The organism is Paraliobacillus zengyii (genome assembly GCF_003268595.1).
Classification (GTDB): Bacteria; Bacillota; Bacilli; order Bacillales; family Amphibacillaceae; genus Paraliobacillus_A; species Paraliobacillus_A zengyii.
In genome coordinates, this window is record NZ_CP029797.1 from 1,421,440 (window position 1) to 1,432,805 (window position 11,366).

At 34.4% G+C, this 11,366-nt stretch carries 12 protein-coding genes; 9 read left to right on the forward strand and 3 right to left on the reverse strand.

The window, feature by feature from the left end:
- Positions 1–633: 633 nt before the first annotated feature.
- Entirely contained in the window at positions 634–1,416 is a 783-nt protein-coding gene (locus DM447_RS07245) for a formate/nitrite transporter family protein (protein ID WP_112180578.1), read from the reverse strand.
- 199 nt (positions 1,417–1,615) lie between these two features.
- On the opposite strand from DM447_RS07245, the gene DM447_RS07250 reads away from it, so the two are divergent.
- On the forward strand, positions 1,616–2,314 hold the full coding sequence (locus DM447_RS07250; protein WP_112180579.1) for a CBS domain-containing protein: 699 nt from the start codon (positions 1,616–1,618) through the stop codon (positions 2,312–2,314).
- Positions 2,315–2,366: 52 nt separating this feature from the next.
- Here the strand turns inward: DM447_RS07250 and DM447_RS07255 are convergent, their stop codons facing one another.
- Positions 2,367–2,915, reverse strand: a complete 549-nt coding sequence (locus tag DM447_RS07255) for a CotY/CotZ family spore coat protein (RefSeq protein WP_232824250.1) — start codon at positions 2,913–2,915, stop codon at positions 2,367–2,369.
- A gap of 118 nt (positions 2,916–3,033) precedes the next feature.
- A complete protein-coding gene (locus DM447_RS07260) occupies positions 3,034–3,369 on the reverse strand; it encodes a thioredoxin family protein (RefSeq protein ID WP_112180581.1) in 336 nt (111 codons plus the stop codon).
- Positions 3,370–3,597: 228 nt separating this feature from the next.
- On the opposite strand from DM447_RS07260, the gene DM447_RS07265 reads away from it, so the two are divergent.
- From DM447_RS07265 to mnhG, 8 genes are all read left to right on the forward strand, one after another.
- Positions 3,598–5,295: a methyl-accepting chemotaxis protein gene (locus DM447_RS07265; protein WP_112180582.1), complete on the forward strand. Its 1,698-nt coding sequence runs from the start codon at positions 3,598–3,600 to the stop codon at positions 5,293–5,295.
- Positions 5,296–5,583: 288 nt separating this feature from the next.
- A complete protein-coding gene (locus DM447_RS07270; RefSeq protein WP_112180583.1) occupies positions 5,584–8,001 on the forward strand; it encodes a Na+/H+ antiporter subunit A in 2,418 nt (805 codons plus the stop codon).
- A gap of 1 nt (position 8,002) precedes the next feature.
- Complete coding sequence (locus tag DM447_RS07275) at positions 8,003–8,425, forward strand: Na(+)/H(+) antiporter subunit B (protein WP_112180584.1); 423 nt, start codon at positions 8,003–8,005, stop codon at positions 8,423–8,425.
- Positions 8,425–8,763, forward strand: coding sequence for a Na(+)/H(+) antiporter subunit C (locus DM447_RS07280; protein ID WP_112180585.1), 339 nt, complete (start codon positions 8,425–8,427; stop codon positions 8,761–8,763). Before DM447_RS07275 ends, DM447_RS07280 begins: the two co-directional genes overlap by 1 nt.
- On the forward strand, positions 8,756–10,249 hold the full coding sequence (locus tag DM447_RS07285; RefSeq protein ID WP_112180586.1) for a Na+/H+ antiporter subunit D: 1,494 nt from the start codon (positions 8,756–8,758) through the stop codon (positions 10,247–10,249). The genes DM447_RS07280 and DM447_RS07285 overlap by 8 nt, the downstream gene beginning before the upstream one ends.
- Before the next feature lie 24 nt (positions 10,250–10,273).
- Entirely contained in the window at positions 10,274–10,750 is a 477-nt protein-coding gene (locus DM447_RS07290) for a Na+/H+ antiporter subunit E (RefSeq protein WP_112180587.1), read from the forward strand.
- Entirely contained in the window at positions 10,750–11,031 is a 282-nt protein-coding gene (locus DM447_RS07295; RefSeq protein ID WP_112180588.1) for a Na(+)/H(+) antiporter subunit F1, read from the forward strand. Before DM447_RS07290 ends, DM447_RS07295 begins: the two co-directional genes overlap by 1 nt.
- Complete coding sequence (gene mnhG, locus DM447_RS07300) at positions 11,012–11,353, forward strand: monovalent cation/H(+) antiporter subunit G (protein WP_112180589.1); 342 nt, start codon at positions 11,012–11,014, stop codon at positions 11,351–11,353. Before DM447_RS07295 ends, mnhG begins: the two co-directional genes overlap by 20 nt.
- Positions 11,354–11,366: the final 13 nt, after the last annotated feature.

Below are 11,366 nucleotides of genomic sequence, written 5' to 3' on the forward strand. Positions count from 1 at the left end.
AGTTTTGTCTTTACACATTTTATGAACTACAAATAAACACATTAGTCATTAGTCTCTTGAAAATATTTCGATTGATTCTGTGTCTTACGCTTAAAAATAGTTCCACTAATTAGCGAAGGAAGCAAATGCTTGACACTCCTACGGGAACAGCGAATGTTTTTGATGGGATGAGTAATCGCAATCCCACGAGCCGAAGATCCACTTAATAAAGCGTTCTTTGGACCTGCGATTACTCGGCCCACCGAAAACATTTGCTTTATTAAGTTAGCTGAGGCCGTGCCCGTGGAAAGGGAAAGCATTTGTTTGCGTAGCGAGTAAGACCAAAATGTTACGTCACAGTTGATATATACTCTGGTAAAAGGTAATTGCTATGTTAATTCTTTCATTGACAACAACCTTTTAGAAATCAGACCTTTTTAAAGAATGTACGTAATAGAATAAATATAATCCAAACACAATACAGCAAACGATTAGCGTTTAATTTTTAACTGAGTAAGTTGAGTTAGTTATATTAAATCTAAGCAATATGATAGAAAAGAGCTAAAAAAAAGAGGTCACACAATTTGTGTGACCTCTTTACTATTAGTCGGTTGTATCCTATTTTGATAGTGAACGTAACGAGATTTTTTACTGCTATTTCACGTCCATATAGGGCTTATTAATATAATGATATACCCAACCCATTAAGAAATGTCCACCAATAATGTTACCAATTGTGACAGGTATTAAGTTAAAAATAGCACCACTAATAGAAATAGTATCAGGATGGTCTAATACTAATGCAATCGCAAATGTACACATATTTGCAATACTATGTTCATACCCAGAAATGAAAAATCCGAATACGAAAAGCATCATTGTAAATAATTTTGCGCCATCTCCTTTCATTTTCATCGGAATGAAAAAGGCGAGACAGATAAGCCAATTACACAATATTCCCCGAAAAAAGAGTTCCCAAAAAGGAATGTGCATTTTCTTGGCTGCCGCATCCAGTAAATATGTATTAACAGAGCTATCTGCAAAAAGACCAGTTGCATAAATAAAGATCGCAAAGCCAATTGCACCAATAATATTACCTGCATATGTTGCTCCCCACATACGGAAGACAGTTATCCAGTGCATTTTTTTGTTTAAAGCTGTTATCGTAAAATAAAACGTATTACCTGTAAATAAATCTCCACCGCCATAAACAATTAAAATAATCGCAGCACCAAATGTAATAGCGGCCAAAGGATAAGCAAAAGGAGAACCTTCAAGATAAAAATAATTTCCTGTTTTAAAGGCAACAATAACACCAAAACCAATAAACATGCTTGCCAATGCAGCCCGAATGAGATAGATCAAACGACTATGTTGAAACGTTTTTTGCTTCTTTAATGCTAGTTCTTCAACTTGTTTTAATGCTTCCATTTCCATTTTATCACCTGAAAACCTATAGAATTTTATGTCATTTATTCTTTTCCAAAGTCTGTGAAGTATTATACAATTTTATCATACAACTATTTGTACATATGTTCAACCATCAACCTGAGATTTTACACACAGTATTTGTTTTCTTTGTTTCTGACGTGTAAAGTGTAAGCAAATAAAGTTCTACTGAGAGGAGTACAAGTTAATGAAAAACTCGGAACGATTTATTATTGCTTTTAATAAAATTGAAGCTTTTTTTGATAAAGCAATTAATGAAAAAAGACACCTTTCTTTTTATCGATCTGTTCAATTGTTAAAAAGGTCAAATGCGATAGTAGATCGGTATCAAGACGATTTATTAGAATATGCAGAGCTACGGAATGCTATTATTCATGAACGAACCGATACCAATTATGCGATTGCGGAGCCACACGATGATGTAGTCGAAAGAATGGAAAAAATAAAAGAGAAGCTGACTGCACCAGAATTAGTAATACCTAGGTTCTTTAAGGAAATGCGTCAAATTCAAGCAGAGGCTACTTTAAATGATGTTTTACAGGTTATCCGCGAAACAGACTATTCCCAATTTCCTGTTTATCGTGACAAGGAATTCATTGGCTTGTTAACAGATAAAGGTATCACGCATTGGTTAGCGAGACATGCAAAAGGAAATGCAGATCATTTATTTCAAACCGCAGCATATGAGGTCATAAAAGATGATGATAGAGCACACAATTATAAGTTCATTAGTAAATCAATGAGTATATATCAAGCCGAGCACTATTTCCTAGAGCAAATAAAAGAAACAAAACAACTTGACGCATTGCTGATCACGGAAAATGGTAAGCTAGAAGAAACGTTAATAGGTATGATTACATCAAAAGATTTAATTGAGATCCCTTAAATAGTTTATTTTTAATAGGGTGCTCAAGTAGAGCGCCCTATTAAAAATAAACTTAGTCTTTTTCGTGCATAGTAAATGAAGAAACAGGAAGAGGAGTAATTGGATCAAGACAAGTGATACTACAAAAACAATTTAAATCTACTGTTATGCAGATACCGGTAGATTGGAAATCTTTAATACTATTACCAGGGAAATAATCACATACATCACGACCACCCGGACATGGAGTAGATCCACCAGCTGTAACTGGAAGTAATAGTTCTAGTTTGACACAGCATTCACTACCTTCGACAAATTTCTTCGCGCGGAAGATAGGTGTTTCGACACACCCAAAATAAGTGTTGCCTGACTTTCCTAGCTCATCTTGAAAGACACCATTACCAATAAAAGGTTTACAATCTTGACAATAAAGAATGAAAGGTATCGTTGTATTAGTACCATTTACCGTTTGTGTTTGTGGTGAAAGTAATTGTTGTATAGACTGTTCACAACTCGTTACGCAATGATTATTATTATTCGCAACTTCATCTTGTGCATCGACAATTTGTTGGACAATGTCACATACACATTGATCAAATTCTGTATTTAGATTAGTACTCAAGTTAATTCCTCCCTTCTATTGAAGATACTTTACTATACGCAATAGAATAGGAAAGGATTGAGATAGATATCTAGTAAATATAAAAATAGGATAATGACTGCGTCTAAATATAATAAAACTATTCGGTTACCCCCTGATAGATTTTCTGTAATCGTTCTTCAAACAATTCAAGTTGGACGATCCTTGCTTCTCGTAAATATTCTTTTCCATCTACAAATAACAGTAGAACAGGGACAGTGAAAATAGAAAACTTGCCAGCAACTTCAGGCAATTGATCCACCGCTACATGTCCAAGTGCGATTTCTGGATACCTTCTCATAATAGCTTCTACTTGCGGTAATAAACTATGACAAACACTGCAATTCTGCTTTGAAATATAGAGAAAAGCTAGGTTATTTTGGTTAATAAAGTGATCTAGTTTGTTGATAGATTTAATTATCTGAAATGTAGTCATGATCTATTCCTTTCCTATTCTGTATTTTAGGTATGCTAAATTTGTCTTAAAAAAGATGGGGATAGTTTATCATAATTTCTATAAAAGTACATAAAAATAGTTATTTGTCGATTATATGTCGAAAAAGAAAGAAAAACATTTAAAAAACTATACATTTTTATAAATCGCGACCGATAATAGTAAAGTCAAAACAAAACAAATTAATATAAAAATAAAGGGGAGTATAAAATGAAGAAATTAACACAATTTAAATCGATTCGAACTAAAATTTTACTTGGTTTTTCAATTATTATCGTATTAATCTTTGGTTATAGTGCTTATAATATTATTTCTTCAAATATTATGCAGACAGATACAGAGGATATTACAGATCATCAATTGCCATTATTAATTGCAGATGAGCAATTAAAATTTAATATAGTTCAACGAACAGGATTTGCACGTGCATATTTTTTATATGGGGATCCACTATATAAAGATTTGTTTAATCAACTTACTGAAGAAAGTGTTGCATTACAAGAAGAGGCCTTAAATTATAGCGATTCAGATGAATTAAAACAGTTGATTGCTGCTAGCAAGGAATGGCGAGCTTTAATTGAAGAGAATGTATTTACATTATATGATCAAGGAAATGAAGTAGAAGCACAGGCGTATTTTAAAAGTACTGTAGAGCCAATGGGACAAGAAATTGTAATGGGTTTTATTTCTTTAGTAGAAACAAGAGAAAACCTCATTAGAGAAGCTGGTAATGAGCTTTTAGTTCAAAATAAAGCAAACAGTACAGTAGGTATTGTTATTGGTATAACACTTTTCATAATTGCTGTAATCATTGCATTATTTATAGCTAAAATTATTACGAAGCCAATTAAGCGTGTTAATGAACAAATGAATGAAATTGCGAGTGGTAATTTATCAATAGAACCGTTAGAAGTTACTTCACAGGATGAAGTTGGCCAGTTGATTGAGGCTATGAATCAAATGCAAGTGAATTTAACAGAAATTGTTGCTGAAATTCAAGAAGTTTCTGGAGCTGTCGCAAGTCAAAGTGAAGAGCTGACACAATCTTCTAATGAGGTGCGAGAAGCAAGTGATCAAGTTGCTACGACAATGGAAGAATTATCATCTGGTGCTGAATCACAAGCTGATACAACAACAGACCTTGCGAGTTCAATGGCAGATTTCTCAACTAAAATTCAAGATGCTAATAAGAAAGGTGAAGATGTATATCAAGCTTCACAACAAGTCATTACGTTAACAACAGAAGGTAGTCAATCAATGAATAGCTCGATTGAGCAAATGCGTTCGATATTTGATGTTGTGACAGAAGCAGTTAATCAGGTTAAAGGATTGGATACGCAATCAAAAGAAATTTCAAAACTAGTAAGTGTTATCAAAGACATTGCAGAGCAAACAAATTTATTAGCTTTAAATGCAGCAATTGAAGCTGCTCGTGCAGGTGAACATGGAAAAGGGTTCGCAGTTGTTGCGGATGAAGTTCGTAAGTTAGCAGAGCAAGTTGGCGTTTCTGTAACGGATATTACAGGCATAGTAGGGAATATTCAAAAAGAAACTAAATTAGTAACGTCTTCGCTTGAAGGTGGGCATAAAGAAGTTGAAAAAGGTATGAGCCAAGTTACTTCAACTGGAGAAACATTTAAACAGATGCACAGTGAATTAAATGGTATGGCTACAGGTATTCGTGATATTTCGAATAATTTAGAATTAATAAACCAAAATAGTGATACAATGAATAATGCAATTGAAGAAATTGCTTCCGTTTCGGAAGAATCAGCAGCAGGAATTCAAGAAACAGCAGCTTCGATCGAACAAACAAGTACATCGATGGAAGAAGTTGCAAATAGTTCAGGTAAATTAGCAAAACTAGCGGATAGTTTAAATAAAGTTACTGCTCGTTTTAAATTGTAAGTTTCAAAAATCCGATCAGCTTGCTGATCGGGTTTATTTATGTAATGCATAACGCTTACATTGTTGCGTAATGAAAAAACATAAAAAAAAATAAAAGATTTTTATGCTGTGTTTCTTCATATTTAATAATGAAGTCTAAAATGCAATGCATATGCATGTTAACTAATTGCTAGTGAAAAATAAATCATGTATACTTTTTTATATTGTTTGATATAAAGAGGATTCATAAAATAATCGATTACTACTTTATGAAAAATAAACGTTTTTAATTTGAGGAGGTCTAGACACTTGTCTGCATTACATATTGCAATTATCGTACCGTTTTTATTTGCATTAATTGTGCCGTTGTTGTACAACAAAATACCAAAAATTCACACGGGTTGGTTTGTTTTAATTTTACCAACTATTTTATTTGCCTATCTAATAAGTTTTATTCCGACACTTTCAGCAGGTGAAGTTGTTGTTAGGAAATTAACTTGGGTACCGTCACTCGGTATAAACTTTGATATACGTTTAGATGGTTTGTCCTTACTGTTTGGGTTATTGATTACGGGAATAGGTGCACTTGTTGTTTTATATTCCATTTTCTATTTAACCAAAAAAGGGGAAGCACTCCATAATTTTTATTTCTATTTATTAATGTTCATGGGTGCGATGCTCGGTGTTGTATTATCTGGAAATCTAATGGTTATGTATGTATTTTGGGAACTGACAAGTTTGTCATCATCTTTATTAATTGGTTATTGGCATCACAGAGAGAAATCCCGTTATGGTGCACAGAAGTCAATGCTCATAACCGTGACCGGTGGTTTTGCAATGCTCGCTGGTTTCGCCTTGTTATATGTTATGACAGGAACATTTACAATAACTGAAATTATTGCACAAGCAGACGTTGTAGCAGCTAGTAATTTGTTTATCCCTGCTATGTTACTTATCCTTCTAGGTGCATTTACCAAGTCGGCACAGTTTCCATTTCATATTTGGTTACCGGATGCGATGGAAGCACCAACACCAGTTAGTGCATATTTGCACTCTGCAACAATGGTTAAAATGGGCATCTATCTTGTTGCTCGATTAAGTCCTGTTTTCTCAGGTGCCCCTGAATGGTTCTGGATCGTTTCAGGTGTTGGTCTATTAACCTTACTGTGGGGTTCATTTAACGCAGTTCGACAAACAGATTTGAAATCGATTTTAGCATACTCAACGATCAGTCAATTAGGAATGCTTATGAGTATGTTAGGGGTTGGCTCTGCTGCTGCATACTACGGTTATGAAGCTGGTTATACCGCTGCAACAGTTGCTGCGATCTTCCACTTGATTAACCACTCGACCTTTAAAGGTAGTTTATTTATGGTTGCTGGTATTGTTGACCATGAAACAGGCACAAGGGATATTCGGAAATTGGGTGGTTTAATGACCTTTATGCCAATTACCTTCACCCTTTCGATTATTGGTGCTTTTTCAATGGCAGGAATTTATCCGTTTAATGGTTTCTTAAGTAAAGAAATGTTCTTAGCTACAATGTTAAACGCTACCGAAATTGCTGACTTTAATATGCAAACATTTGGTATATTATTCCCGGTAATTGCTTGGGTAGCAAGTGTGTTTACCTTTATCTACTGTATGGTTCTTGTGTTTAAAACATTCACAGGTAAATATCAGCCTGAAAAATTAGAAAAAAAGCCACACGAAGCACCAATTGGTATGTTAATCCCACCAATTATTTTAGCTAGTCTTGTTGTCTTGTTTGGTCTATTTCCAAACATATTGTCACACAGTATCATTGAACCAGCAGTTCAAGCGATTTATCCAGCTTCCTTAACTGGAGTGGAACATTTTGATATTCATATTTCAGCATGGCATGGAATCGATTATGCACCATTGCATATGACAATTGGTATCATTGTAGTTGGTTTATTGCTTTATTTAACACTGCCAAAATGGCAAAAAATATACCAGTATTTACGCTTGCATCAAAAAGATCCAGTCAACTATGCCTATGACTACTTATTAGAGAAGTTGGTTGTTGTTGCAGCTAAAATTACAAATATCCAAATAACAGGATTGTTACGTGATTATTTTGTATACATGTATGTCTTCTTACTTGGGTTAACCTTCTATACGATGTATCGATTTAATGCTTTTGCAATTGATACAATAAATGTTGCACCAATTCCTCTTTATGTATGGTTTGTGGTTGCTGTTGTCACAGCAGCTGTCATAGTAGTACCATTCATAAATAACAAGGTGGTTGCAATTATATCTGTTGGTTTTGTCGGGTTTTTAGTTTCTCTATTTTATGTTTTATTCCGTGCTCCAGACTTAGCGTTAACTCAACTATTAGTTGAGACGGTAACAACTGCATTGTTCTTGCTTTGTTTCTATCATTTACCGGAATTACGAAAAGAAAAGTCTAAACCAACATTTAAATGGGTTAATGTTATTATCTCAGTTGGTGTTGGTGCGTTGGTAACGGTCATGGCTTTAAGTGCTTTGTCATTTGGAAATAAAAAACCATTTGAGTCTATCTCCCAATATTATATCGATAATGCGCATGATCTTGGCGGTGGAGATAATATTGTTAACGTCATTTTAGTTGACTTTCGTGGTCTTGATACGATGCTAGAAATTCTAGTATTGGGGATTGCTGCGTTAGGTGTTGTAACATTAATTAAATTACGTATGAGTGGAAAGGAAGATGTTTAAAATGAAAAATAATTTATCTTTGCATACAATTACGCAAATTGCAGTTTTCATTGTACTCTCCTTTTCCTTTTATCTTTTATTCGCTGGACATAGTAATCCTGGCGGCGGTTTTATTGGTGCGTTGATGACAGCATCAGCGATTGTACTGTTGTACATTAGTTTTGATCTAAAAACAATCAAGAAAGTGTTACCATTTTATTATCCGTATTTTATAAGTACAGGATTACTCATTGCAATGGGGACAGGAGTAAGCAGTACGTTGTTTGGTTATCCCTTCTTAACCCAATTCTTTGAATACGTAAATCTACCTATTCTTGGTGAAACAGAGTTAACGACTGCATTAGTGTTTGATATTGGTGTATTTCTCGTCGTGATTGGTGTAGCTCTATTAATTATTACAACGATTGCGGAGGATGAGGACTAATGGAAATTTTAATTGTCGTATTAATTGGTATATTGTTTTCAGTTGCAACTTATTTAATTTTAACAAAAAGTTTATTCCGTGTTGTCTTAGGTACCGTACTGATCTCACATGGTGCGCATCTTCTCATTTTAACGATGGGTGGACTTGGTGTCGGATCAGCTCCGCTATTAGGTGAAGAGGCTTCTAGTTACACAGATCCGTTACCACAAGCATTAATTTTAACAGCAATTGTTATCAGCTTTGGTATGACAGCATTATTATTAGTAATGACATATCGTACCTATAAAGTACATCAAACCGATGATTTAGATAAATTAAGGGGAAGATCAGATGAGTAATTTTTTAATGCTGCCAATATTGCTGCCAATGTTTATTGGCACGCTATTAATCTTTTTTGCAAAAAAACATAAATTACAACGTGTGATCGCTGGAACTGCAGCTATAGCACAATTAGGCGTAGCGATATACTTAGGCTATATCGTATATGTCGATGCAAGCCAAATCATCACGCTAGAAGTTGGGGATTGGAGTGCACCATTTGGTATTGTGCTAGTAGCAGATATGTTAGCGACAATGATGGTTTTACTTTCCAGCATAGTTGGTGTGGTTTGTTTATTCTTCGCATTTAAAACGATTCATAGCGAACGAGAGAAATTTTACTTTTATCCATTCTACTTTTTCTTACTTACAGGTGTGAATGGCGCATTTCTAACTGGTGATTTATTCAATTTATTTGTTTTCTTTGAAGTAATGTTAATCGCTTCTTATGTATTAATTGTTCACGGTGGAACCGGGTATCAATTACGTGAATCCTTTAAATATGTTGTGATGAATATGGTTGCATCTGCGTTTTTCCTTGTGGGACTCGCATTGTTATATGCAACAACCGGAACATTAAATATGGCTGATTTAGCTGAACGCGTTCAAGTAATGGGACAGGAAGGCATTCTAAATGTTATTGCGATCGTCTTTTTGTTTGTTTTTGGGGCAAAAGGCGCCTTGTTTCCACTATATTTTTGGTTACCTAAGTCATATTACGGACCTCCAGCAGCAATCTCTGCGTTATTTGGTGGTTTACTAACGAAGGTTGGTATTTATGCGATCATTAGAATGTTTACATTAATATTCATTCATAATACAGGGTTTACACATACTATTATTTTGGCACTTGCTGGCGCTACGATGTTTTTTGGTGTCCTTGGTGCTGTATCGCAATTTGATTTCAAACGAATCCTCTCTTACCATATCATTAGTCAAGTTGGTTACATGGTAATGGGATTAGGCATCTACACGCAATTAGCTTTAGCAGGTGCTATTTACTATATTGCACATCACATTATTGTGAAATCTGCATTGTTTCTATTTGCCGGAGCAACAGAAAAAATTACTGGAACGACAGATTTGAAGAAAATGGGTGGTTTATTAAAAACTCATCCATGGGTAGGATGGCTTTTCTTTATATCAGCTATGTCTCTTGCTGGTATTCCGCCACTTAGTGGGTTCTTCAGTAAATTCGCATTGATTTTGTCAGCTATACAAGAACAGAGTTATGTGATTGTTACTGTGGCATTAGTTGTTGGTATTTTAACCTTGTTCTCTATGATGAAAATTTTCATGTATGCATTTTGGGGAGAACCAACTATACCAGTTGAAAAAGTAAATAGGAAAGAAATGTTTTCCTTATTACGTCCTATTATTCCATTAGTAGCTTTAACAGTTTGCTTAGGATTTTTCGCGGAACCAGTATTTCAATACTCACTAGGTGTTGCTGATCAAATTCTAGATCCAGCTAATTATGTAAATGCGGTCTTAGGTTCAAAATAGATCATGAATTAAAGGGGTAGTGCAATGGCTTTACAAATCTTATTAAACCTTAGTATAGCGTTAATATGGATGTTATTAACAAGTCAATTTACTTTTTCATCCTTTCTTATTGGATATGTGATAGGTGTTTTATTATTATACTTATTCCGACGCTTTCTTCAATTTGATATATATTTCTCTAAAATTATCGCTTTTGCTAAACTAGTTATACTTTTTCTAAAAGAAATGGTAATAGCAAATATTGATGTTGCAAGAATTATTATAACACCAAGATTAAAAATGAATCCTGGGATCATCGCTTATCCAACAGAATTAAAATCGGGATTAGAAGTAACGCTGTTAGCAAGCCTGATAACATTGACACCAGGTACACTTGTAATGGCTTTCTCAGATGATCAAAAAACGCTCTATATTCATACCTTAGATATTGACAGTAAAGAAGCTGTCATTGCAGGTATAAAATCCACCTTTGAAAAAGGGATTCTGGAGGTGACAGAATAATGCTAGAAACGGTTGCTTGGATCGTATTAATGTTGTTATCTGTTGCCATCGTATTATGTTTCATTCGAATGATTATCGGACCGTCTATTTTTGATCGTATTGTTGCTTTAGATTTATTAGGTGTAACTATGATAGGTTTTGTTGGTATGTTAATGATCATTCAACATACGTTAGTATACGTAGATGTAGTATTAGTATTGGGTATCTTATCTTTTGTAGGAACAATAGCCTTATCGAAGTATATGGAAGGGGGTGTTGTAATTGACAGAGATAATAATTAGTTTTTTTGTACTACTTGGTGCGTTGTTTATGCTGTTAGGTGCAATTGCTATTGTACGTTTACCTGATGCATATACACGTATTAATGCAGCAACTAAAGCTGCAACACTAGGTGTTATTGGCATTATGATCGGTGTATTCTTATTCTTTGTATTTGCAGAGAATAGTATAAGCGGGAAGATTTTATTAACAATTATTTTTGTGTTTCTTACAGCCCCCATTTCCGGTTTTATGATGGCACGTTCCGCTTATCATACAAAAGTACCAATATGGAAACATAATACGAGAGATGATTTGAAGGATGCATTGAAAGAAAAAAATTAACTAAAAGGCTTGC